At 73.0% G+C, this 24,096-nt stretch carries 18 protein-coding genes, 1 tRNA gene and 1 riboswitch; of the genes, 10 read left to right on the top strand and 9 right to left on the bottom strand.

The features are described from left to right. Positions 1-25: 25 nt before the first annotated feature. Together BIV23_RS34410 and BIV23_RS34405 are read right to left on the bottom strand one after the other, a co-directional pair. Positions 26-3,349, bottom strand: a complete 3,324-nt coding sequence (locus BIV23_RS34410; protein WP_071384914.1) for an AfsR/SARP family transcriptional regulator — start codon at positions 3,347-3,349, stop codon at positions 26-28. Positions 3,350-3,581: 232 nt separating this feature from the next. After that, entirely contained in the window at positions 3,582-5,657 is a 2,076-nt protein-coding gene (locus tag BIV23_RS34405) for an asparagine synthase-related protein (RefSeq protein WP_071384913.1), read from the bottom strand. Between the two features lie 689 nt (positions 5,658-6,346). Here BIV23_RS34405 and BIV23_RS34400 point away from each other — a divergent pair. From BIV23_RS34400 to BIV23_RS34385, 4 genes are all read left to right on the top strand, one after another. After that, positions 6,347-7,771, top strand: coding sequence for an NsdA family TPR-like regulatory protein (locus tag BIV23_RS34400; RefSeq protein ID WP_071384912.1), 1,425 nt, complete (start codon positions 6,347-6,349; stop codon positions 7,769-7,771). 69 nt (positions 7,772-7,840) lie between these two features. Beyond that, the gene (gene lhgO / locus BIV23_RS34395) at positions 7,841-9,061 is read left to right on the top strand and encodes an L-2-hydroxyglutarate oxidase (RefSeq protein ID WP_071384911.1); all 1,221 of its coding nucleotides are present in this window, start codon (positions 7,841-7,843) and stop codon (positions 9,059-9,061) included. A gap of 66 nt (positions 9,062-9,127) precedes the next feature. Beyond that, on the top strand, positions 9,128-9,955 hold the full coding sequence (gene trmB, locus BIV23_RS34390; RefSeq protein ID WP_177240138.1) for a tRNA (guanosine(46)-N7)-methyltransferase TrmB: 828 nt from the start codon (positions 9,128-9,130) through the stop codon (positions 9,953-9,955). Between the two features lie 69 nt (positions 9,956-10,024). Beyond that, positions 10,025-11,356, top strand: coding sequence for a PrsW family intramembrane metalloprotease (locus BIV23_RS34385; RefSeq protein ID WP_281250186.1), 1,332 nt, complete (start codon positions 10,025-10,027; stop codon positions 11,354-11,356). A gap of 41 nt (positions 11,357-11,397) precedes the next feature. Here the strand turns inward: BIV23_RS34385 and BIV23_RS34380 are convergent, their stop codons facing one another. Together BIV23_RS34380 and BIV23_RS34375 are read right to left on the bottom strand one after the other, a co-directional pair. Next, positions 11,398-12,342, bottom strand: a complete 945-nt coding sequence (locus BIV23_RS34380) for an aldo/keto reductase (RefSeq protein WP_071384910.1) — start codon at positions 12,340-12,342, stop codon at positions 11,398-11,400. A gap of 73 nt (positions 12,343-12,415) precedes the next feature. Beyond that, complete coding sequence (locus tag BIV23_RS34375) at positions 12,416-13,441, bottom strand: M23 family metallopeptidase (RefSeq protein ID WP_071384909.1); 1,026 nt, start codon at positions 13,439-13,441, stop codon at positions 12,416-12,418. Positions 13,442-13,450: 9 nt separating this feature from the next. Next, positions 13,451-13,616, bottom strand: a riboswitch (cyclic di-AMP (ydaO/yuaA leader). Positions 13,617-13,944: 328 nt separating this feature from the next. Here BIV23_RS34375 and BIV23_RS34370 point away from each other — a divergent pair. Further along, a tRNA-Met gene (locus BIV23_RS34370) sits at positions 13,945-14,018 on the top strand. A gap of 74 nt (positions 14,019-14,092) precedes the next feature. On the opposite strand, the gene BIV23_RS34365 is transcribed toward BIV23_RS34370, so the two are convergent. Next, positions 14,093-15,226 (bottom strand): dihydrofolate reductase family protein, encoded by a 1,134-nt coding sequence (locus BIV23_RS34365; RefSeq protein ID WP_071384908.1) that lies wholly within the window; start codon positions 15,224-15,226, stop codon positions 14,093-14,095. Positions 15,227-15,359: 133 nt separating this feature from the next. On the opposite strand from BIV23_RS34365, the gene BIV23_RS34360 reads away from it, so the two are divergent. Together BIV23_RS34360 and BIV23_RS34355 are read left to right on the top strand one after the other, a co-directional pair. Continuing rightward, positions 15,360-15,896: a MarR family winged helix-turn-helix transcriptional regulator gene (locus tag BIV23_RS34360; RefSeq protein WP_071384907.1), complete on the top strand. Its 537-nt coding sequence runs from the start codon at positions 15,360-15,362 to the stop codon at positions 15,894-15,896. A 119-nt stretch (positions 15,897-16,015) separates the two neighbouring features. Continuing rightward, positions 16,016-16,684: a GTP cyclohydrolase II gene (locus BIV23_RS34355; protein ID WP_071384906.1), complete on the top strand. Its 669-nt coding sequence runs from the start codon at positions 16,016-16,018 to the stop codon at positions 16,682-16,684. A 2-nt stretch (positions 16,685-16,686) separates the two neighbouring features. On the opposite strand, the gene BIV23_RS34350 is transcribed toward BIV23_RS34355, so the two are convergent. Together BIV23_RS34350 and BIV23_RS34345 are read right to left on the bottom strand one after the other, a co-directional pair. Then, positions 16,687-18,108: a DHA2 family efflux MFS transporter permease subunit gene (locus BIV23_RS34350; RefSeq protein ID WP_079173591.1), complete on the bottom strand. Its 1,422-nt coding sequence runs from the start codon at positions 18,106-18,108 to the stop codon at positions 16,687-16,689. 14 nt (positions 18,109-18,122) lie between these two features. Continuing rightward, positions 18,123-18,743 (bottom strand): NADPH-dependent FMN reductase, encoded by a 621-nt coding sequence (locus BIV23_RS34345; RefSeq protein ID WP_071384905.1) that lies wholly within the window; start codon positions 18,741-18,743, stop codon positions 18,123-18,125. A gap of 137 nt (positions 18,744-18,880) precedes the next feature. Between BIV23_RS34345 and BIV23_RS34340 the strand changes: the two genes are divergently transcribed. From BIV23_RS34340 to BIV23_RS34325, 3 genes are all read left to right on the top strand, one after another. Further along, a complete protein-coding gene (locus BIV23_RS34340) occupies positions 18,881-19,585 on the top strand; it encodes a TetR/AcrR family transcriptional regulator (RefSeq protein WP_071384904.1) in 705 nt (234 codons plus the stop codon). Between the two features lie 739 nt (positions 19,586-20,324). Next, complete coding sequence (locus BIV23_RS34330) at positions 20,325-20,510, top strand: hypothetical protein (RefSeq protein WP_071374797.1); 186 nt, start codon at positions 20,325-20,327, stop codon at positions 20,508-20,510. 10 nt (positions 20,511-20,520) lie between these two features. Beyond that, on the top strand, positions 20,521-21,177 hold the full coding sequence (locus BIV23_RS34325; protein WP_071384902.1) for a DUF2637 domain-containing protein: 657 nt from the start codon (positions 20,521-20,523) through the stop codon (positions 21,175-21,177). A gap of 54 nt (positions 21,178-21,231) precedes the next feature. Here the strand turns inward: BIV23_RS34325 and BIV23_RS34320 are convergent, their stop codons facing one another. Both BIV23_RS34320 and BIV23_RS34315 read right to left on the bottom strand, forming a co-directional pair. Beyond that, positions 21,232-22,356, bottom strand: coding sequence for a PP2C family protein-serine/threonine phosphatase (locus BIV23_RS34320; protein WP_071384901.1), 1,125 nt, complete (start codon positions 22,354-22,356; stop codon positions 21,232-21,234). A 708-nt stretch (positions 22,357-23,064) separates the two neighbouring features. Beyond that, positions 23,065-24,045, bottom strand: a complete 981-nt coding sequence (locus tag BIV23_RS34315) for an SDR family NAD(P)-dependent oxidoreductase (protein ID WP_071384900.1) — start codon at positions 24,043-24,045, stop codon at positions 23,065-23,067. Between the last annotated feature and the right edge of the window lie 51 nt (positions 24,046-24,096).

The following is a 24,096-nucleotide window of genomic DNA, read 5'->3' as shown; positions in this document are numbered from 1 at the left end:
CCGCGCCTGCCCGCCGGTCGTGTCGTCAGCGGCTCTCGACCGGTGGCTCCGCGGGGGCCAGTTCACGCAGTACCTCGGTCGCGCCGAGGGATGCGCCCCGGGTGCGCTCGGCCGCGTAGCGGTCGGCGGGCAGGGCCGCGCGGGCGTCGGCGTGCACCCGGGCGGCCTCGGTGTCCTCCGGCTCGGCGCGCGGGGTGCCGGCGCGCCAGTGGTCCGCGGCGGCGTACAGCCGGATCGCGCGCGGCAGATCGCCGTGCCGGGCCAGCAGTCCGGCGGCGGTGTCGACCAGGGCTGCCGTGATCGACTCGGCGCACCCTTGGGCCACGGCCTCGCGCAGCGCCTCGGCGAGGATCGGCAGCCCGTGCGCGGGGCCCGACTCGGCGGCGACGACGAGCGCCTCGACCATCCGCAGCCCCGCCGCGAACTGCGGTGGCGGGGTGCCTCCGCGCACCGCCTCACAGCTCGCCTCGTACAGCGCGCGGCCGCGGGCGGTCTCCCCCTCGCGCAGGGTGATCTGCGCGCGCAACAGCAGCACGAAGGCCTTCGGTTCGCGCACCGTGTACCGGTCGGCGGCCGCTTCCGCCTCCTCCAGGGCGGTCAGCGCGGTCTTCGGGTCGCCCGAGCGGTAGGCGATCTCGGCGAGCCGCGCCATCAGGAACGGCGCCTCGGCGTGGGCGCCCACCTCGTGGGCGAGGCGCAGCGCCTCCTCGTACTCGCCGCGGGCCTCCTCGAACCGGCCGCGCGCCATGGCCGCCTCGCCCGCCGCGCTGCACACCTGGGCACGCATCCAGCGGTCCCCGACACGCCGGCTGAGCGTGCGCAGTTCGGCCAGGTCCTCGTCCACGCCCCGCAGGTTGCCCGGGGAATCGACGATCACGTGGGTGCGGTACATCAGGGCGACGCCGGTCTCCCAGTCGCCGCCGTACCTGCGGCAGTTGGCGACGGAGGCGGCCATGTCCGCGCCGATGTCCGCCGGGCCGCCGAGGTAGTAGGCGGTCAGTGGCCAGACGATGCCGGGGAGCCGGGCCGCCTGGGGGCCGCCGTGCTCGTAGGCGGCCCGTACGCGCGCGACGTACTGCGGGGCGCGTGGGTCCGCCGCGAGGTGGAGCCCCGCACCGGACTCGGAGGTCAGGAACAGGAAGAGCATCCGCAGGTCCGACCGCAGCTCGCGCAGCGGATGCCCGGCCTCGCCGTCCGGGGCGGCGAGGAACGCCCCGACCGGATCGGCCGCCTCCACGAGCGCGGCCAGTGCGCCGCCGGTGCGCGGGGCGTCGGACATGCCGGGCGCTGCGAGGGTGTCCAGGGCCACGCCCAGGCGCAGGACCAGGTGGATCCGGGCGACCGCCTCCTGGCGGTGGTTGCGCAGCCACCAGAACCAGCCCATGGCGAGGGCGATCGCGCCCGCCTCCGCCTCGTCGCCGCCGTGCACCGCGCGGTCCAGTGCCGCCCGGATGTTGTCCAGCTCGGTCTCCAGGCGGGAGATCCACGGCAGTTGGGCCGCCGAGCGCAGCAACGGGTCGGCCTCCTCGACCAGCGCCCGCACCCACGCGCGGTGCCGGCGCTCGGCGGCGGCGCGCAGGCCGGGGACCTCGGCGGCGCACTCGGTGGCGTACTCGTGGATGGTCTCCAGCATGCGGTAGCGCATGCCGCCGGAGCCGTCGGGGCCGGTGGGCGTGGCCACGACGAGGGACTTGTCCACGAGGGCGCCCGTCAGGTCGGCGGCCGGGCCCGTGCACACCGCCTCGGCCGCGGTGAGGTCCCAGCCGCCGGCGAACACGGACACCTCGCGCAGCAGCGTGCGCTCGCGCTCGTCCAGCAGGTCCCACGACCAGTCGACGACCGCGCGGAGGGTCTGCTGGCGGGGCAGGACCGTACGACTGCCGGAGGTGAGCAGGCGGAAGCGGTCGTCGAGCCGGTCGGCGATCTGCCGTGGGGACAGCAGCCGCAGCCGGGCCGCGGCCAGCTCGATGGCGAGCGGCAGCCCGTCCAGGCGGCGGCAGATCTCCGCCACGGCCCCGGTGTCGGCGAGCGCCGCGTCGGCGTCGGGACGGACGGCCTTCGCGCGCTCGGCGAAGAGGCGGTGCGCCTGCTCCGGGCCGAGGGGCTCGACCGGGCGCACCGACTCGCCGGGGACGCCCAGGGGTTCACGGCTGGTCGCGAGGATCGTGAGCCCGGGGCAGTGGGTGAGGAGGGTCTCGGCGAGGTCCGCCGCCGCGCCGATGACATGCTCGCAGTTGTCAAGGATCAGGAGTCGGCCGCGCTGCGCGCAGGACTCGATCAGCAGGGCTACAGGGTCGGCCTGCGGAGTCGTCAGCTCGTTGGTCAGCAGTACGGTCTCGCGCAGACCGAGGGCGCTGACCACCGCGCCGGGGACCGCCTCGGGGTGGTCGAGCGGGGCCAGCTCGACCAGCCATGCCTGCGGCAGCCCTGCGGCGGCCTCCTCGGCGAGACGGGTCTTTCCCGAACCGCCCGGTCCGGTGAGCGTGACCAGGCGGGCCCTGTGCATGTCGGAACGAATGGCCGCGAGTTCTGGTTCCCGCCCGACGAAGGACGTCAGACGGGGACGGAGATTGCCGGTGCGCTCAAGGGGTTGGGCGGGGGCCGCCGGCACCGTTGACGCCGGAGGTGTCTCCTGCTGATCGAGCAACGAGGCGTGCAGAGCTCTGAGTTCGGGGCCCGGGTCGGTGCCGAGGGTGTCGGCCAGGGTGCGGCGGGCGGACGCGTAGGCGGCGAGGGCGTCGGCGGGGCGGCCCGCGTCGCGCAGGGCACGGACGAGGAGGGCGTGCAGGGGCTCGTCGAGGGGGTGGGCCGTGGTCAGTTCCCGCAGTTCCGGTACGACGTCGGGGGCGCGGCCCAGGTCGAGGGCCGCGGCGGCCCGGGCGCGGGTCGCCTCCAGGCGCAGGGCCTCGGGACGGGTGGCGGCGGTGCGGTCGGGGAGGTCGGCGAGCGCGGGGCCGTGCCAGAGGGCGAGGGCCTCGGTGAGGGTGCGGTGGGCGGTGGCCGGATCGCCCGCGCCGAGGGCCCGGGTGCCGGCGCGGGTCAGGCGGGCGAAGACGTGCAGGTCGACGTCGTCCTCGGTGGCTTCGAGGCGGTAGCCGCCCGGGGTGGAGACGACGGCGTGGCGGCCGAGGGCACGGCGGAGGCGGCCGACGAGCGCCTGGAGGGCGGCGGGGGCGTCCTGGGGCGGGTCGTCCGCCCAGATCTCGTCGATCAGGGTCTCGGGGGTGGCGGTGCGGGCCGGGCGCAGCGCGAGGGCGGCGAGCAGCGTGCGCAGGCGCCGGCCACCGAGGGGTACGGGAGTGCCCTGGTCGTCCTCTGCTTGGGTTACGCCCAGGATTCTGTACCGCATCCGGCCATTGTCGCGGGGGCGGGGCGGCGGGGCACGGGGGTTTCGGCCGAAGTGCCGGATCGGGGCCGGGTCTTGCCGGGGCCCGGGCCGCGCGCCCGCGCTGTCCGGGTGCGGCGGCTGCGATTCCTCAGGGGCGCGAGGCACTGCACGACCAGCACCCATCGGGCCGCGGGCGGCGTACGGCGCAACAGCCGCGGGCGGAGTACGGCAATGGCCGCCCGGCCCGCGCTGCTCAGGCGCCGGAGGCCAAGGCGCCCCTTCTCGGCTGGATCCCGGAGGGCACCGCACGCGCGCGTGCCGGTGTTCCCGTCCAGCAGGTGCCTCGGCGTGACAGCAGGCGGCGGAGCCAGAGTTCCAGGGAGATCAGGTCGGCCAGGCCGTCCAGGGGGAGCGGGGCGCCTGCCGCCGCCGACTGGAGGGCTTCGCGGACCACACGGGCCTCCACCAGCCCGGCGTCGGCCAGGAGCGGCGTCGCGAAGAGGTCCAGCAGCGGGTCGGCCGCCATGCGCAGGCCCGCGCGGGTGGCCGCAGCCGAGGAGGCGTGGGAGGGGGCGCCCCAGCCGGGCGGGAGGTCGGTGACGCCGGCGCCCTCCAGGACGGTGCGCAGGATCGAGGAGCGCGCGCCCGGCCGGACGCGCAGGGCCTCGGGGAGGGCACGGCAGGCGCGGACCACCTGGTTGTCGAGGAAGGGCGCGTGCAGGCGCTGGGAGCGGATCTCGGCGGCCTGTTCCAGGACGCGCAGGTCGGCGGCGCCGCGGGCGAGCGCGGCACGCGCGCGATGTTCGCCGGGACGCAGCGCGCCGGTTCCGGAACGGTCCGCCTCGGCCTGGAGCAGAACCGATACTTCGGCCAGTGCCTCCCCCGTCAGCCAGCGGGCGGCCGGCCCCGGTCTGGCCCAGGTCAGCGCGGCGAGGGACGCGCCGACCGCCCCCTTGGGCTCGTCGAAGCGGCGCCGCATCAGCCGCTCCGCCAGTGCCTCCAGCCCGGCCCGGTAGGGCGTGCGGGCGAGCCGCCGGGCCGCGCCGTACACGCGCGCGGGGACCATCACCGAGCCGTCGGCCCGGGCGAGCGCGGCGACCGGACGGACCAGATGGCGCCGCTTGCGGTCCATGAGGAGGTCGGCGAGGCGGGCGGGGTGGGCGTCGAGGACCTGCCGGGCGCCGTGTCCGGTGACGTGGTCGGCGCTGCCGGAGGCCAGGCGGGCGCGGTGCCGGGCGGCGGTGACCAGGGCGGGCCCCGGTTCGTCGGTGAGAGGGCCGTCGAGGTCGGCGTACGGCAGGGTCTCCTCGGCGCCGGTGACCACCACGTGGTGCAGGCGGGGGTTGGCGGCGAGGGCCCCGGCGCGTTCGACCTCGGCCTCGCGACCGCTGACGGCCAGGTCGTTGAAGGTGACGGCGAGGAGCCGTTCACCGGCGCCGGTGCCGTGCCCGAGCAGGGTGCCGGGGCGGCCGGGCAGCCCGGCGGCCAGCAGGGCGAGGGTGCTGGAGGCCGGGCCGCCGGAGAGGTCGGCGCCGATGCCGGGCACGGGCATCCCGCGCCGGGCCCGCCGCTCGGCCGGGCCCATGCCGGGCACCGGCCCGGGATCGAGGTCGGGCACGTGCCGCGGTGCCGCCAGACGCGCGCGTACCGCCTCGACGAGGGCGTCGCGTACGGCGTCCACGGCGTGGTCGGGATCGGCCGCGGGCGCGGCCACGGCGAGCGAGGCGACGTGCTCGTACCCGGCGATCTCGCGTGCTCCGGCGCGCAGCACGAGCGCGTGCCCCGGCGGAACACGGCGTACGCCCTCGTACGGGGTGGTGTCGCGCAGTGCGGCCGGTACGTCGGGGGCGGCGAGCAGGGCGGCGAGGTGGCCGAAGTCGAGGTTGGCCTCGATGAGGTCGGCGAGGGGCAGCGCGGCGGTGGCGTAGGCCGTGCCGCCGGCCCAGGGGGTGTGGAAGACCGGGCGGGCGCCCGCGAGGTCGCCGCAGACGGTGATGCGCCGGCCGACCTGGACGACGGCCGTGTAGCTGCCGGGCCAGGCGGTCAGATGCCGGAGTGCGCCCCCGCGCGCGGTGAACAGGGCGCGCCGGAGCTCCTCGTCGGAGGCGCCGCAGATGCCGAGGACGGCGATGCGGTTGTCCGCGTCGGCCTTGACCACGCGCACCTCGTCCGGGCGCCAGTCGCCGACGGCCCACAGCGGATCCGGGTCGCCCCACAGCAGTTGGGAGCCGACGGGGTGCAGGGTCTCGCCGTCGTAACCGGTGGCACCCGCGGAGCCGATTCCGGCGATGCCCGCGGCGGTGCTGCTCCAACCCACCAACCACCGCATCGACGCCTCCACAGCCTGTGGACAACAGTGCACCGTACGAACCGGTCCCCATGCTGCCATGAAGGACGCGCTGTGGAGGGGCGGCGGCACCGGCTTCGATCGAGGGAAACGCGCGCGGAGTTCGGCGGCGGGGCGAGGAGGAGGGGTGGTGAGCTCGACTCGAATGCGCCCCCTGTACGCTCCCCCAAGACGCCTTTCACGCCCTCAAGTTGCATGGTCGGAGCAGAAATCCACCACGACGGGATGGGGCGATTTTCAGCCAAATACGGAGAGCGAAGCACGAGTTGGGCACGCTCCGTACAGGCCTTCGGAGCACGCCGCGGTGCGGGCACGCGCACAGTCCGGGAGGCGGGCATCGCCTCCCGGACCGGTCCGCCACCCGCGGGGATGAAGGTGGCGGTGTCCCCCAGCCCACTGGATCCAGTACAGCGGGCCGACCCACGCAAGAGCCATGGAACCGCTCCCCCGATGGCCGGAGAAGAGCGCACGGACGGGCGCACGGCCACACGCGCGGGGGCACGCGGCGACAGGCCGTGCACAGTGCGTACAGGGCGGCGCTTCCGTACGGACCACAATCCCGCCATCCGGAACAATGCCCCTTAACGCTTGGGATGCGGCGAACTACGCTGGGTTTACGAATGCCGCGTGGTTATGCCAGTGCGGCAGCCGTCTGTGTCGAGGGGTGGCGCATGTCCAGGGAGCAACGCGGGCCGAACGAGAAGCTCGGCGCCGTTCTCGCCCTCGCGGGAATCAGCAACGCAGGACTCGCGCGTCGCGTCAACGACCTTGGCGCCCAACGCGGGTTGACTCTTCGCTACGACAAGACCTCGGTGGCGCGCTGGGTGTCGAAGGGCATGGTGCCGCAGGGCGCCGCGCCGCACCTCATCGCGGCCGCCATCGGGCAGAAGCTCGGCCGTCCGGTGCCGCTCCACGAGATCGGCCTGGCGGACGCGGATCCCGCCCCCGAAGTCGGCCTCGCCTTCCCTCGGGACGTGGCACAGGCGGTGAAGTCGGCGACGGAGCTGTACCGTCTCGACCTCGCCGGGCGCCGGGCCGGCACCGGCGGCATCTGGCAGTCGCTCGCCGGATCGTTCGCGGTGAGCGCATACGCAACGCCTGCCTCACGATGGCTGATAACCCCCGCCGACAGCTCGGTCGCACGGGAGGCGGGCTCCGTCGAGGACTCCGGCGCACCGATCAAAGTCGGCCACAGCGACGTGCGCAAACTGCGGGAGGCCGCCGAGGACGCCCGGCGCTGGGACTCCAAGTACGGGGGCGGTGACTGGCGTTCGTCGATGGTGCCGGAGTGCCTGCGGGTGGAGGCGGCACCGCTGCTGCTCGGCGCCTACTCCGACGAAGTGGGGCGCGCCCTGTTCGGCGCCTCCGCCGAACTCACCCGCCTCGCCGGGTGGATGGCCTTCGACACCGGCCAGCAGGAGGCCGCGCAGCGGTACTACATCCAGGCGCTGCGCCTCGCGCGCGCGGCGGCGGACGTCCCCCTCGGGGGCTACGTCCTCGCCTCCATGTCGCTGCAGGCGACGTACCGCGGCTTCGGTGACGAGGGCGTCGACCTCGCGCAGGCCGCCCTGGAGCGCAACCGGGGACTGGCCACCGCGCGGACGATGAGCTTCTTCCGGCTGGTCGAGGCCCGGGCCCACGCGCGCGCGGGCGACGCACAGGCCGCGGGGGCGGCGCTGAAGGCGGCGGAGGGGTGGCTGGAGCGGTCCCGCGAGGGCGACAACGACCCGTCCTGGCTCGGTTTTTACGGCTACGACCGCTTTGCCGCCGACGCCGCCGAGTGCTACCGCGATCTGAAGGCGCCTCGGCAGGTGCGGCGGTTCACGGAACAGGCCCTGTCGAAGCCGACGGAGGAGTTCGTGCGCTCGCACGGGCTGCGGCTGGTGGTGTCGGCCGTCGCCGAGCTGGAGTCCGGGAACCTCGACGCGGCGTGCGAGCAGGGGGTGCGGGCGGTGGAGGTGGCCGGGCGGATCTCCTCGGCCCGGACGACCGAGTACGTGAAGGATCTGCTGCACCGGCTGGAGCCCTACGGGGACGAGCCGCGGGTGGTGGAGCTGCGGGAGCGGGCCCGGCCCCTGCTGATGGCTCCCGCCTGAGCCGTGACATCGGACACCTGTCGCGTTTGAAGGCATTGTCAGTGGCGCAGTGCACTATCGAGGTGGGAGGTGGTGCAGGTGCCGGTCGGTGCGTACGACTGTGATGTGCTCGTGGTCGGCGGAGGGATCGTCGGGCTGTCGACCGCGTATGCGATCACGCGTGCGGCGCCGGGGACGCGGGTCACCGTGCTGGAGAAGGAGCCGGGTCCGGCCCGGCACCAGACGGGCCGCAACAGCGGGGTGATCCACAGCGGGATCTACTACCGCCCGGGCTCCCTCAAGGCGCGGTACGCGGTGCGGGGCGCTGCCGAGATGGTGAAGTTCTGCGCCGAGTACGGCATCGCGCACGCCGTCACCGGCAAGCTGATCGTCGCCACCGAGCGCGAGGAGCTGCCCCGGCTGCACGCGCTCGTGCAGCGCGGCCGGGAGAACGGCATCCCGGTCCGGGAGCTGGGCCCCGCGCAGATCACCGAGTACGAGCCGGAGGTGCGCGGGCTCGCCGCCATACACGTCGGCACGACGGGCGTCTGCGACTACGTCGGCGTCGCCCGGCAGCTGGCCCGGGCCTCGGGGGCCGAGATCCGGTACGGCGCGCGGGTCGTCCGGGTGGACCGGCGCCCGGAGCGGGGCGTGGCCGTGCTCACCGCGGCCGGTGATGTCGTACGGGCGCGTGTGCTGGTGAACTGCGCCGGACTGCACTGCGACGAGCTGGCCCGGCTGACCGGGGACGAGCCCGAGGTGCGGATCGTGCCGTTCCGCGGGGAGTACTACGAGCTGGCGCGCCCCGAGCTGGTGCGCGGCCTCGTGTATCCGGTGCCGGACCCGGCGTTCCCGTTCCTCGGCGTGCATCTGACCCGGGGCATCGACGGCGGCGTGCACATCGGGCCCAACGCGGTGCCGGCGCTGGCCCGGGAGGGATACGGCTGGGGGGTCGTGCGGCCCCGGGAGCTGGCCGGCACCGTGGCCTGGCCGGGCTCGTGGGCGATCGCCCGGCAGCACTGGAGATACGGCGCCGGGGAGCTGCGGCGATCGGTGTCCAAGGGGGCGTTCCTGGAAGCCGTGCGCAGGCTGCTGCCCGGCGCGGAGCCCGCGGACCTGGTGCGCGCCCCGGCCGGGGTGCGGGCGCAGGCGGTGCTGCGGGACGGAACGCTGGTCGACGACTTCCTCATCCGCGAGGGCGCGAGAGCCGTCCACGTACTGAACGCGCCCTCCCCCGCGGCCACCGCCTCCCTGCCCATCGGCCGGGAAGTGGGACGCCGGGTGCTGGACATGCTCGGCTCGACCGACTGAGGAAACCCCGGCGGGAGCCGGCGGGAGCCGAGGGTGTCCGTGGGGCGCCGTAAAATCGGTCGTACTGTGTCTGACTCGCTGAACACCCCCGACGTCCCCGCCCCGGCCGACCCGCACGCACCCGGTGCGTCCATCCGGCACACCCGGGCCAAGGGCGAGCCGCGGTTTCCGGACGGGCCCAGGGCGGATCCCGCCGGGTCGCACTTCGAGCGGCGGATCCGGAGCTTTCAGCCGCGGCGCAGCCGGGTGACGGCCGGGCAGGCCGACGCGCTCCAGCGGCTGTGGCCCGTGTGGGGGCTCGACATCGACGGGCAGCAGGTCATCGACCTCGGCGAGCTGTTCGGGAACGACCGGCCCGTCGTGCTGGAGATCGGGTTCGGCATGGGCGAGGCCACCGCGCAGATGGCCGCCGGGGACCCGGACACCAACATCCTCGCCGTCGACGTGCACACGCCGGGGCAGGGCAATCTGCTGAACCTCGCCGACCAGGGCGGCATGACCAACGTCCGGGTGGCCAACGGCGACGCGATCATCCTGCTCCGCGAGATGCTCACACCCGACTCGCTCGACGGGCTGCGCGTCTACTTCCCGGATCCCTGGCCGAAGAAACGGCACCACAAACGGCGGCTGATCCAGCCCGAGTTCCTCACCCTCGCCGCGACGAGGCTGCGCCCCGGCGCGCTCGTGCACTGCGCGACCGACTGGGAGCCGTACGCCGAGCAGATGCTCGACGTGCTCAGCGCACACCCCGACTTCGAGAACACGCAGGCGGACGGCGGCTTCGCACCGCGTCCCGCGTTCCGGCCGCTGACCCGTTTCGAGGGGCAGGGACTGGACAAGGGCCATGTGGTGAACGACCTGTTGTTCCGGCGCGTACCGCACAAGAGCGCGTGACCGAGCCGGACCTTCCCGGTCCGGTAATCCGCTCCAGCCCCTCGTCCCGTCACCGTTAGGGTCGATGCCGTGGCCATCAGTCCGACCAGTCCTCCGTATCCCGCGTATCCGCCCGCCCCCGGCGGTCACGTGCTCCGCCATCCGCACTGGTGGCAGCGCGGATCGGTGCGGTACGGGGCGCTGATCACGCTGCTGGCGCTGTCCGGGCTGGTGATCCTCGCGCTCGTACGCCGGCAGACCGGTACCGAGGGGTTCCTCGTCGGGCTCGGGCTGGCCGTGCTGCCCGTGCCGTGGCTGACCGCCGCCTTCCGCTGGCTGGACCGGGTGGCGCCCGGCCCCCGGCGGAACCTCGTCTTCGCGTTCGCCTGGGGTGCCTGCGCGGCGGCGCTCATAGCCATCGTCGCCAACAGCTTCGCGACCAGGTGGATAGCCACCGCCACCGCCGATCCGGCCGGCGCCGACACCCTCGGCGCCACGGTGATAGCGCCGATCGTCGAGGAGTCCGCCAAGGCCGCGGCCGTGCTGCTGGTCTTCCTCTTCCGCCGGCGCGACTTCACCGGGATCGTGGACGGGATGGTGATAGCCGGGATCACCGCCACCGGCTTCGCGTTCACCGAGAACATCCTCTACCTCGGCACGGCCTTCGGGGCCGACCAGCTCTCCGGCGACAGCGGCATCGCCTCGGTCACCGCCGCCACCTTCTTCGTGCGCATCGTGATGTCGCCGTTCGCGCACCCCCTGTTCACCACCATGACCGGCCTCGGCTTCGGCCTCTCCGCGTTCTCCGCGCCACGGCAGCGCGCGCGGCGGGTGCTGCTGCCGGTCTGCGGGCTGCTGCTCGCGATGAGCATGCACGCCTGCTGGAACGGTTCCTCCACTTTCGGCCAGTTCGGCTTCTTCGCCGTCTACGGCTGCTTCATGGTGCCCGTGTTCGGGCTGCTGACCTGGCTGGCGATCTGGACGCGGCAGCGGGAGCTGCGGACCGTGCGCGCGGAGCTGCCCGCGTATGTGCTGGCCGGGTGGCTCGGACCGGCCGAGCCGGACGCGCTGGGATCGATGCGGGCGCGGCGCGCGGCGCGCGACTACGCCCGGCACCACGGCGGGAAGCCGGCGGCGCGGGAGGTGGCGCAGTACGAGGCGCACGCCACGACGCTCGCGCTGCTGCGCCGCCGCGGGCGCGCGGGGCGGGCCGGGGCCGACTTCGTCGTACGGGAGCGGGAGCTGCTGGACGCGCTCTGGCGGCGCAGGGACGCGGCGCGGCCTGCCTTGGAGTACGCCGCCCGGGCCACCGCTCCGGCTCCGGTGCACTGGGCTCCTCCGCACCCGCAGTACGGATACGGATACGGGTATCCGGCGGCGCCGTACCCCGCGTACCCCGCCCACAACCCGTACCAGTCGTAGGCCTTCGGGCTCGCGCGGGGCTCGGTGCCGCCGGGAGGGGATCAGGCCGACGCCGCCGTCAGCTTCGTCAGGTCCTCATCCGTCAGCTTCAGGTCAGCGACTCCCAGCAGCGCGGGGAGCTGGTCGACCGTGCGGGCCGAGGCGATCGGGGCCGTGACCGTCGGCTGGGCCGCGAGCCAGGCCAGGGCGACCGTGGCGAGCGGGGCCCCGTGGGCGGCGGCGACCTCGTCCAGCGCGGCGAGGGCCTTCCGGCCGCGCTCGGAGTCCGCGTACTCCTGGGCCCGGCCGGCGCGGGCGCTGTCGACCGTGGTGCCGGGGCGGTACTTGCCGGTCAGGAAGCCCGAGGCGAGCGCGAAGTACGGCACCGCGGAGAGGTTCTCCTTGGCGGCCACCTCCTGCAGCTCGCCCTCGTAGGTGTCGCGGGAGACCAGGTTGTAGTGCGGCTGGAGGGCGACGTAGCGGGCCAGGCCCTCGCGCGCGGAGAAGTCGAGGGACTCCTGCAGGCGCGCGGCGCTGATGTTGGAGGCGGCGATGTGCCGGACCTTGCCCGCCCTCACCAGCTCGTCGAGGGCGCCGATGATCTCCTCGACCGGGACCTCGGGCCTGTCGAAGTGGGTGTAGTAGAGGTCGATGTAGTCGGTGTCCAGGCGGCGCAGGGAGGCGTCGGCGGCGGCCTTGATGTTGGCGGCGGACAGGCCCTGGTACTGCGGGTGCTGGCTGACCTTGGTGGCGATGACGACGTCGGAGCGGTTGCCGCGGGCCCTGACCCACTTGCCGATGATCGTCTCGGACTCACCGCCCTGGTTGCCCGGGATCCAGGCGGAGTAGGCGTCGGCGGTGTCGACGAAGTTGCCGCCGGCCGCCGTGTAGGCGTCGAGGACCGCGAAGGAGGTCGCCTCGTCGGCGGTCCAGCCGAAGACGTTGCCGCCGAGGGAGAGGGGGAAGACGTGGAGATCCGAACTGCCGAGTGTGCGCAAGGAAGTCATGCTCTACGTCAACGCCGGCGACGGATGATCTCATTCCGCCACCGGCGCCACGATCACCCGGAAGGCGGGGCGGTCAGGGGTTGAGGCCCTTGTCCCGCAGCCACGGCGCCGGGTCGATGGCGGTGGCCTGGCCGTTCGGGTGGACCTCCAGGTGCAGGTGCGGTCCGGTGACGTTGCCGGTGGCGCCGACGCGGCCGATGACGTCGCCGGTCGAGACCTTCTGGCCGACCGAGACCCCGATCGAGGACTGGTGGCAGAACCACAGCTCGGTGCCGTCGTCCAGGGTCAGGACGGTGCGGTAGCCGTAGGCGCCGGCCCACCCGGCCTGGGTGACGGTGCCGCCGTGGACGGCCTTGATGAGCGTGCCGGTGGGGGCGGCGAAGTCGAGACCGGTGTGGTAGCCGGAGGACCACATCGCGCCGGGCTGACCGAAGGTGCCGGTGATCGTGTACGACACGACGGGCAGGGTGTACTGCTTGGCCAGCTCGGCCAGTCGCTTGGCCTCGGCGGCCTTCGCGGCGTCGGCCTCCGCCGTGGCCTTGGCGGCCGTGGCCTTGGCGGCGGCGTCCTTCTCGGCCTGGGCGGCCGCGTCGGCGGTCTGCCGCTCGGCGGCGGCGAGCCTGGCGGCGGTGGCCCGGCTGTCGGCCTTGTTCTGCTGCTGCTCGGCCTGGGCCATGATCCGGTTACGCAGGGCCTCGCCGGCGTCGCCGGTCCTGCCGCTCTCGGTGTGCATGCCGACGTCGGAGAGCCCGGTGGCGGTGGCGGACTTCGGCGCCTCGGTGGAGCCGCCCTCGAAGAGGTGGCTCACGGAGTCCGGCAGGGAGAGGGAGACCGGCGGCTTACCGGTGTGGGCGCTGGCCATGCCGCCCGCGCCGACGGCGGCGATGACGCCGACGCCGAGGACGGTGGAGCTGCGCGCGAAGCCACCGCGCTGCTTGGCGACCCGGTGCCGGCCACGGACCCGGTCGACGGAGTCCTCGGTGGGGTTCCACTCCTCCCACGTGCCCTCTTCGGCGGCGCCGGAGCCGTAGGGGAAGGCCTCGGGTTCGTCGGACGCCGGTATGAACGGGGCTTCGGGGGCAAGCCGGTTGGACGCCACGCGGGCGCACTCCTTTCCTTCCGTCGCCTACCGGGTTAGCTGACGGGTTCGGAGCAGGAAGGTCTCCTACGCGCGTATACCGGGCGTGACTCAGTGAGTTCACGTCGGTGTCCGCGTGATTCACCCCAAGGTGGTGGTTCCCCGGTTCCCTTACGGGATTCGGCGCGTGCGCACGGAGCCGCCTCTTGTGACGGCTGGGACGACCGCGCTGCGTTATCGAACGTTAATAGACCTGCGAGTCACTTTCCAAGCCGTTCGGCTTGATCGTTAACGCTTTCCGGCCGGACGTACCAGCCGGGATCGCGCCAAACCGGGCGAGTTGGCCGGCGCTCAGGAGTCTCGACGTTTTTGATGGTGTCTCAGATGTTATGCGGACGGCGGTCGCGCGGTCACCGTCGGTGAAGAATCCGTGGAAACGGGCCCGGAATCACCGGGCAGCCGGCCTTCGCGATCAAGCGGTGTGCGAGCTGCCCCTCGCATGGGGTACTCTTGAGACACAACGACGCGGGGTGGAGCAGCTCGGTAGCTCGCTGGGCTCATAACCCAGAGGTCGCAGGTTCAAATCCTGTCCCCGCTACTGAAGACTCAGGGCCCGGAATCCAGTGGATTCCGGGCCCTGAGTGTTGTGCGCCCCCGAAGGGGCGCGGCGGCTCATCGCACCAGATGCCCGTTGGGCGCCTTGGCCTGCGCCTCGTACTCCGGCAGTACGACCACCTCGGCCCCTGCCCGCGCCAGAATCCCGCTCCCGTCGGCCGCCTCCACGAACGTGTCCGGCTCGCGCCACGCCGTCACCACCCTGCGCACTCCCGCCCGCAGGATCAGCTCGGCGCACGGCGCGGGCCGGGACGCGCGGCGGGCGCACGGCTCCAGGCTGCTGTAGACCGTGGCGGCGGCCAGCCGCGGGTCGGCCGGGTCGATCTTGGCCAGCGCCGCCTCCTCCGCGTGGACCACCGGGTCGTCCCCCTCGCGCGAGTGACCGCGCGCCAGCTCCGTGCCGTCGGCCGCGACGACCACCGCGCCGACGCTGAACGCCGTCTTCGAGGGCGGGCACAGCGCGGCGAGCTCGCAGGCGATGCGCAGCCAGTGCCGGTCGGCGGCGGCGGGGACGGCTCCGGCGCCGGGGGCGGTGGGCTCGTAGCGCATGAGGACGACGTCCTCGATCCGGCGGGTCTCGGTGAGGCGGAGGCGGCCGGACTGGTACGCCCCCGGGCCGAACAGGCGCGGTGCGGCCGGGTCGCCGACCAGGAGCGGGGCGAGGACCAGCTGGAGTTCGTCGGCGAGGCCCTGCCGCAGGAGCTGGGTGTGGACCGTGCCGCCGCCCTCGACCATCAGGCGCCGCACGCCGTGCACGACGTACAGGTGCTCCAGCAGCGCCCGCCAGTCGAGCTCGGGCCCGAGCGGGACGATCTCGGCACTGTCACCGAGGAGGCGTGCGGCGCGCTCGGCACCGGCGTCGGTCGTGTAGACGGCCTTCTCTCCGCCGGTGTGCCAGAACTTCGCGGCCGGATCGAGGTCGCCGGAGGCGGTGACGGTCACCTTGAGGGGGTACGCGGGCCTGCCCTCCGCGACCCGGGCCGCGCGGCGCTCGGCCGAGTTGACCAGCAGCCGCGGGTTGTCCGCGCGGATCGTGCCGGCGCCGACGAGGATGGCGTCGGACGCGGCCCGCACCTCGTCGACCCGGTCGAAGTCGGCCGGGCCGGACAGCAGCAGTCGCTCGGGGCCGGTGTCGTCCAGGTAGCCGTCGAGAGAGACGGCGGCGGACAGCAGCACGTACGGGTACGACATCGGGCGCACTCTCCCTGCGGGTCTGCGAGGTCTGCGTGGTCCATGCGGTGCATGAGGTCCATGAGACCTGCGGAATCCGAGTCCGCGGAGCGGGACTCTTGGTTCAAGTTTGAAACAAATCTACACTGGCCGCATGACGACCCGCTGGCTCAGCCCCGAGGAGCAGCGCGCCTGGCGCGCGTACATGGCCGCGACCCACCTCCTGGAGGACGCGATGGATCGGCAGCTCCAGCAGGACGCGGGCATGCCCCACCTTTTCTACTCGGTGCTGGCCAACCTCTCCGAGGCGCCCGAGCGGCGGCTGCGCATGACCGATCTCGCCGAGACGGTGAAGATCACGCGCAGCAGGCTGACGTACGCCGTGACCCGGCTGGAGCGGGACGGGCTGGTGCGCCGGGAGGACTGCCGCTGGGACAAGCGCAGCAGCATCGCCGTGCTGACGGACGAGGGGATGGCCGTGCTGGAGCGGGCGGCGCCCGGGCACGTCGAGACCGTGCGCGGCACCCTCTTCGACCGGCTGACGCCCGCGCAGGTGGGGCAGCTGGAGGAGATCTTCACGAGCGTCGCCCGGGGACTGCAGGACGAGGCCCCCGAGGCCGGGACGGGGGACGTGCCGTGGCGGCGCCGGTCGTCGTGTCCGTCGTCCCAGCCGCCGCCCGCCTCCTCGTGAATCGCTGGGAATCGCCGGGAGTCGCTCCCGAATTCAATTGCTTTAACTTTTAAGCATGAGGTAGGGTCCCTGACGTACGCTGCTTCAAATCTGAAGCAACCGCCTTCGGAGGGACCCGCATGCCCGACACCCCCGCCGCCACGCCGCGCGCCCGCGTCCGGGTACCGCTGCGCTTCCACGACGGCTACAGCGTCGACGCCGAACTCGTCACCTTCCACGGCCTGTCCGACGGCCAGGAACACGTCGCCGTCGTCCTCGGCGACCCGGTCCCGGGCTCCGTCCCGCTGGTGCGGCTGCACTCCGAGTGCCTCACCGGCGACGTCTTCGGCTCGGCCCGCTGCGACTGCGGCCCGCAGCTGCGCGAGGCGGTCGAGCGCATCGCCGACCGGGGCGGTGTGCTGCTCTACCTGCGCCAGGAGGGCCGCGGCATCGGCCTCTACAACAAGCTCGACGCCTACGCCCTCCAGGACCAGGGCCTCGACACGTACGAGGCGAACGCGGCGCTCGGCCTGCCGGAGGACGCCCGCGACTACACCGCCGCCGCGCAGATGCTCGCCGCCCTCGGCATCGGCGAGCTGGACCTGCTGTCCAACAACCCCGACAAGGCAGGGCAGTTGAGGTCCCTGGGCGTCGTCGTCCGGGACCGGGTGCCGACCGGCGTCTTCACCACCGCCCACAACGTCCGCTACCTGCGCGCGAAGGTCCTCCAGACCCAGCACACGCTTCCGCTCGCCGAGCTGACGGAGCGGACCGAACTGTCGGGGCTGACGGAGCGGACCGCGGGCTGACCTCATGGCCGGCGGCGGCCGGGGAGGCGCAGGGCCGGCAGAGCGGAGAGGGCCAGCAGCGCGGCCGCCACCGCGTAGGTGATCCGGAAGCCCGTCGGGTCCTGGCCCGCCGCGCCCAGGACCACCGAGAGCACTGCCGTGCCCACCGACGCCCCGAGCTGCGAGTTGATGCTGAGCGCGGTGCTCGCCGCGGGCATCCGGTCCACGGGCAGGTCCCGGCTCGCAGTCGTCATCGTCGGCATCAGCACCATGCCGATGCCTGCGCCCGTCACCATGGCCGAGGCGACGAACCGCCAGGTCGCGACCCCCGGCACGCCCGTCTGCCAGGCCAGCAGCGCCATCCCGAAGGCGGCGAGCGCGATGCCGGCCGGGACGAGCCGGCGCGGCGCGGCGCGGTCGACCCACCGCGCCGCGAGCTGCATCGCCGTGCCGACGACCAGCCCGGTCGGGGCGCCCAGCAGCCCGGCCGCCGTCGCGCTCAGGCCCCGCTCCTGCTGCCAGTACAGCGGGCCGAGCAGCGCCGAGCCGAAGTAGCCGCAGGTGAACAGGGCGAGCGTGGCGATGCCCGCGGCGAAGGTGCGGTCGCGCAGCAGCCGTAGGTCCAGGAGGGGTTCGCTGACCGTCAGCGCCCGGCGGACGAAGGCGGCCGTCAGGGCGGCGCCCGCGAGGGCGGGCAGCAGGACGCCGGGGGCGGCGAAGTCGCCGCGCTCGCCGCCCCGGGCCAGGCCGTAGAGCAGCAGGGCGAGACCCGGTGAGAGCATCAGCAGGCCGGGGACGTCCAGGCGGGCGGCGGCGCGCGTCGCCGCGTCCGGTTCGTCGCGCGGCAGCAGCCGCAGCGCGAGGGCCAGGGCGACGAGGCCCACGGGCAGGTTCACCAGGAAGATCCAGTGCCAGGACGCGGCGTCGACCAGCCAGCCGCCCAGCATCGGGCCGACGACCGGCCCGACCAGGATGGGCAGTCCGCCGACGGCCATCGCGCGGCCGAGCCGACGCCGGTCGGCGACCCTCATCACCATCGTCATCGCGACCGGCTGGAGCAGGCCGCCGCCCAGCCCCTGCACCGCGCGGAAGGCGATGAGGCTGCCCGCGTCCCAGGCGCAGGCGGCGAGCAGGGAGCCGAGGGTGAACAGGACGAGCGCCGTCGTGTACGTACGCCGGGCGCCGATCCGGGCCATCGCCCAGGCGGCGACCGGGACGACGGCAGCGAGCGCGAGCGTGTAGGCGGTGGCGGTCCACTGGACGGTCTCCAGCGGGGCGTCGAAGGACTCCGAGAGCGAGCGCAGCGCGACGTTCACGATCGTCACGTCGAGCACGGACATCACCGAGCCGATGACGGTGACGGTGAGCGTGCGGCGCAGGGCGGTGGCCGGATCGGGTGCCGGCCGGTACGTCGGTGCCGCGACGGAGCGGGCACTGCTGCTCATCGCCGTGCCCGCCCTCAGCCCGCGTAGGGACGCTCGGCGCGCGCGGCCCGCAACGCCCGTCCCCACCAGGCGAGTTGGCCGAGCATGCCCTTGGCGGCGCCCGCGCAGACGTCGGCGTCGCGCGGGGTGCCGTCCTCGGTGAGGCCGGACCAGGGCCCGTGCAGGCTGACCGAGTCGCGCACGGTCACGGCGTGCAGCTCGGCGAAGACCGTCCGGAGCTGCTCGACCGCGCGCAGCCCGCCGCCGAGACCGCCGTACGACACGAAGCCGACCGGCTTGGCCTGCCACTGGACGTAGTGCCAGTCGACGAAGTTCTTCAGGGACGCCGGGAAGCTGTGGTTGTACTCGGGCGTGACGACGACGAACGCGTCGGCGGCGGCGAGCCGCGGCGAGACGTCGCCCAGTACGGCGGCGGCCTCGGGGCTCGGCCCGCCGCCCCAGCCGGGCAGCACGAGCGGCAGCTCCACCTCGGCGAGGTCGATGACGTCGAGGTCGAGGCCGGGGTCATCGGCGGCGGTGCCGAGGAACCAGTCGGCGACGGCCCGGCCCACCCGCCCCTCGCGGACGCTGCCGACGACGACGGCGACGCGCAGTGGTGCGTCATGGGCCGGGGATACGGCTTCGTTGCTGGTCACAGACACAGATGTCCCCCATCTTCCGGCGGTGGGCCGCCCGTTGCGGCCTTCCACTCCAGCAAGTTACAACGATCGTTGTAAAAATTACAACGAGCGTTGTCAGTCGACTAGAGTGGCCGTCACAGAAGGAGGCGGGTGTGAGCGAAACGAACAAGTCCAGGCTGGAACGGGCACGGCGCGAGGTCTCCCCGCGCAAACTGGAGAAGCAGATCGCCATCGCGAGCGCGTCCTGCACGGTCTTCGGCCGCGAGGGCTACGCGCGCGCCTCGGTCGACGCGCTCGCCGCCGAGGCCGGCGTCTCCACCCGCACGCTCTACAACCACTTCCCCGGCGGGAAGGCCCAGCTGTTCCAGACCGTGGTGACCTGGACGTCCGGCGAGGTCCGCGACGCCCAACTGGCCCGGCTGCGCGAGGTGCTGGACCCGGCGCGGCCCCCGCACCCGGAGGACCTGGAGCGCGACCTGGTCGCCCTGGCCCGCGCGTTCGTCGGCCTCATGACCGAGCACCCGAACCACTTCGCCCTCGTCCGCCACATCCACGCCGAGGCCGACCACGTACCGCCGGAGGTCCTGACGGCCTGGCACGAGGAGGGACCGGCACCGGTCGGCCGGGCCGTCGCCGAGGCGATGAGCCACCTCGCCGGGGCCGGCCTGCTCGACCTGCACGGCGACCCGGCCATGGCCGCCGCCCACTTCATGGCCCTGACGACGCACACGATCGTCCAGTTCACCCACTACGGCGTCCTGCCCCTGCCGCCGGCCGAGACCGACCGCCTCGTCGGCGGCGGGGTCGCGGCGTTCCTGCGGGCCTACGGACGGGCCGGGGCCGGTCCCACCGCCTGAACCTCGGCTCCCCGAACACCCCCGGCCACGGCGAACGGCCCGGCCCGGCCCGGCCCGGCCCACGGGGGCGGATCCCCGAACTCCCGGACGGAGGAACCCGGTTCGAGCACCGCACTACCGAAGGCGACGGACGGGAGGCGACGGTGGACGAGGACGGCGACGCCCGGGAGCCATGCCGGCAGCAGTGCCGACGGCCGCGTACGCCCCCTGTGCATCGGGCCGACGTCCAGCACGCCCGGGCCTGGATCCGAACGCCCCGGCCCGCGCTTCGGCCGCGCGTGCCGCCGCGTGACCGGCCCGCCGGAAGGCGGCCGGGTCGGTGTCCGGCAGCGGATCCGCGTGGCCCCGCGGAACCCGGTGGCGGCACGCCGGGCGCGCCGCCGATGTCGCGTAGCACGAGTCCTCCGGCCTGCCCGGCGGCGCCACGGCCGCAAAACTGAGCTACCTCTCGCTGAACCGGCTGATCATCGAACAGCGCACCCCGCCGAACGCCCTGTCGGAGGCGGGGCGGGGGAGCCGGTGACCGCCGTCGTCGAACGGATCGTCATCCCGGACTGGACCGGAAGAGGTGGCGGACTAGGCCAGGAGTGGGGCATCCGGGCTATATTCACGGAATGCAATTTCCTGCTCACTCACATTTTCGCCAATTGCTTCATTAGGCCCGCAGGGCACACTTTCGGGTTGCAGAAATACCCGAATGCCCGACACCCACGCCTCATGAGGGGCTCGTTAGGCGGTCGTGACACGCACCGAAAGGCATGCGGCCGGCAACCTTCACGGGACCATCACATTCCAGCTGGACTCCAGCGACGGTGACGGGTTCCTCGACGGGCTCATCGACGGTTGTTCAGATCTTCTCGATGATTTTCTGAGAAGAATCAGCCAGTTGGAAAGTGATTACTCGCGGGCGATGGTGGGGCTGTAGGACTTATCTGATGGACAGGATTCACAATGAAGACATCTTCTGTGACGCCGAGTTCAGCACGATCGAGATGCAGTGGGATCCGGTCGAGGAGCTGGCCCAGATGCTGTCGGGAGCGACCACCACGGCTGCCCCCGACGAGGCTCCGCCGCCCGGCCGCTCAAGTCACCGGCGCAACCGGCGGCGGGTCCACGCGGAATCGCGCTGGATGCGCGACAGCCAGCGCGGCGCACACGTCACCATCCTGATCGCAACCATCTCGGTGTGCGCGGTGTGCATGTTGGGCTGGTCTTTTTCTTATTCCTATGCACAGCTCCGCGCCACCGCTTCCGACGTATTGCCGATGCGCCTGGCGCGGTGGTGGCCGCTGACGGTCTACGGACCGTGGCTCGTGGCGGCCCTGTCCATTCTGCGGGCCACCGTGCAGAATCGGAGCGCGCGGCGGTCCTGGTGCGTTCTGCTGGGCGCCTCCGCGATGGCCGTCGCCCTGTGCGTCAGTCATTCATCACATTCACTGCTTTCACTGATCATCTTCGGAATTCCGCCGATCACCGCACTGGTGTGTTTCTGGGAGATCGTCGGCCAGGTCTCGTCCAAGGTGACCAGACCCCGGCACGCCGCGCACGACCGGCGCAGCACCAAGTCACAGGGACCGTACGACGGCCTGTGAGAGGGGGTGGGGCAGGGCCGCCGTACCCGGACCTGCCCCACCGGTGCCGTGCCGCTACCGGTGGTGGCCGCGATGCGGGCCGGGCGTACGGCACAGCGCGATGACCGCCGCGTCGTCGTCGAGGCGGCCGCCGACATGCGCGAGCAGATCCTGCCGGAGCGAGTGCACCAGCTTCCCGGGGCTCTGTCCGGCCCACAGCGCGGCCCGCTCGGCGAGCGGATAGAAGACCCCGGAGCTGTTCCGGGCCTCGATGACGCCGTCGGTGTAGAGCAGGAGCGTGTCGCCGGGTTCGAAGGAGAACACGTCGACGGTGTACGTGCTCGGCCCCAGCCGGCCGAGCCCCAGCGGGGGCGCCGGGTGCAGGGGAACCGTGACCGCGCTGTCCGGGCCGAGGAGCAGCGGTGGAGGGTGCCCGCAGCTGATGATCCGGGTGATGCGGTCCTCGTCGGGAACCTCCAGCAGCAGCGCGGTGGCGAACTGCTCCCCGCTCTCCCCGGCGGGCGCCAGCTGGGCCAGGTTCCGGGTCACGCTCTGTTCCAGGGCGGCGGCCAGCGCCGACAGGCCCGCGTGCTGGTGGGCGGCTTCCCGGAAGGCCCCGATGAGCAGGGCGGCCTCGCCGATGGCCGGCAGGCCCTTGCCGCGCACGTCACCGATCATGATCCGGACACCGCCGTCGACGGGGGTGGCCGCGTACAGGTCGCCACCGATCTGGGCCTCGTCCTCGGCCGCCAGGTACAGCACGGCGACCCGCACACAGCCGAGCTGGTCGGGCAGCGGCCACAGCAGCACGTGCTGCGTGGCCTCGGCGACCGTACGCACCCGGGCCAGCTGGCCGCGATGTCGCTCACGCACCACGCAGAAGACCACGACCAGGGCCGACAGCACCGCCAGGGCGAGGATCTGCACCAGTACGTTGCGGGAGAGCAGCACGCCGAAGTGCCAGCCGATGTACGCCTGCGCCGCCACGGTCAGCAGCCCGACCAGCGCGGTCAGCCAGGGGCCGGCGAAGTAGGCGGTGATCGCGGGGGCGATGACCAGCAGCGGCCCCAGATGGATGTCCTCCGGGACGAGTTGGTCCGTCACCGTGATCACCACGATGATCGTGACCGGAACCGCCAGCAGCGCGCGGCTCGACCACCATGGCCGCCGCCCGGCGACCCCGCCCTGCCGGAGATCCATGTATCCACACTGCACCGCGCCGCAGCACCTGACGACCGGAAGCACCCCCGCGCACGGGACTCGGCCACCCGCCCCGGAAACCACCACGGCGCCCGAACCGACCGAAGCCGGCCCGGGCGCCGCGTGACGAGCCGGGAGGAGTGATCCCCCGCTCGCCGTCCGTAGGCCCTGTGGGACTCGAACCCACAACCAATGGATTAAAAGTCCTGGCCAAACCTTGCTAGGTGGTTCCGGACGGTTCTTGGGTGTCCGGAACCACCTGGTCAAAGCACATTTGCCGCAGGGGCAGATCCATCTACGGATGGGGCGTGCCACACCGTCCGCTCACGCATCGCTCACGCAGGAAGTGCTGCTGACCAGCGTGTTCGCGCCTGTTGGCGCTGTCTTGCCGTCCAAGCAGACCGAGAGCGTCACGACGTTCACCCGTGTTCAACACGGGTTCCACCAAAGCGAAGACCCCGTCGATCAGTTCGGACAGATCTTCGGCGCGTCGTCGGCCGCCCAAGGGGGCAGGGCGATGTTGAACGCGGTTAGCGCAACGCCGGAGGCGAGGTTCGGGCCGGGACGGACAGAGTGCGTCGTGTCCGTAGACTGCGCGCGGCGGCCGAAGCCAGCTGCAATGGCTTCGGCCGTCTTACGGGGTGGTGGTGCGTGTTGTGCTCAGTTGTAAGGCTGTGACCAGCATTGACAGCGACCTGCGGCGGGAGATCAGGTCCCGACGGATGCGGAGCCCGTCTGCTGAAGCCTGCGCGCCAGCACGGGGCGGCCCTCGTCGATCACGTTCTCCGGGAGGTCGTAGCCGTGTTCGTCGGACTCGATGTCGGCGAAGTGCTCGGCGATCTCCTCCGCGGTGGCCGGACGCTCCAGCGGGCCGAACCAGCCGTGCGTCACCGCGGGGACGACCTTGGCGAATCGGCCGCCGGTGGCTGAGTAGAACCCGCGCGTGGCCGTGTTCTGCTCGCTTGCGAGGTAGACCACGACGGGCGTGACGTAGGAGGGGGCGTTGGTGGGTGCCAGGATGGCCGCGTCCGGGTGGATGTCTCCGACCATCTCTTCGTGCCACTGCTGGCTCATCTCCTTGGCCAGCCGGGTACCGGCGGTGGGGAGCACGGCGTTGACGAGGATGCCGTGCTTGCGCCCTTCCCAGGCGAGGCAGTTGGTGAGGCCGAGCAGACCGGCCTTGGCCGCGCCGTAGTTGGTCTGCTCCGGGCTGCCGAAGGCGCCGGAGGCCGATGACGTGAACACGATCCGCCCGTAGCCCTGTTGCTGCATGACACGGTAGGCGGGCTGAGTGACGTAGAACGCCGCCTTGAGATGCACGTCGATGATGTCGTCGAGTTCGGCGTCGCCCAGGTCCTCGAACACCTTGTTGCGCAGGAAACCGGCATTGTTGACGACCGCGTCGATGCGGCCGAAGGAGTCCATCGCGCACTCGATGATCGCCTGGCCGCCCGATCGGGTGCTGACGGAGTCGTAGTTCGCCACGGCTCGGCCGCCGGCGGCCCAGATCTCGGCCACGACCTCATCGGCGGCGCTCGCCGAGGCCCCCGCCCCGGCGCCGGTGCCTCCGAGGTCGTTGACGACGACGGCCGCTCCCCGGCGGGCGAAGTCCAGGGCGTGCTCGCGGCCGAGTCCTCGGCCGGCGCCCGTGATCGCGACAACACGATCGGTGAAGGTGATCTGGGACATGATCGCTCCTGAGTTCTTGGTGCCGGAGGACCGGTGTGATGGCGCTGATCT

The sequence above is a fragment of the Streptomyces monashensis genome (genome assembly GCF_001866665.1).
GTDB classification, from domain to species: domain Bacteria; phylum Actinomycetota; class Actinomycetes; order Streptomycetales; family Streptomycetaceae; genus Streptomyces; species Streptomyces monashensis.
Note: the sequence above shows the minus strand (reverse complement) of the source record. Positions and strands in the feature narration are given on the sequence as shown.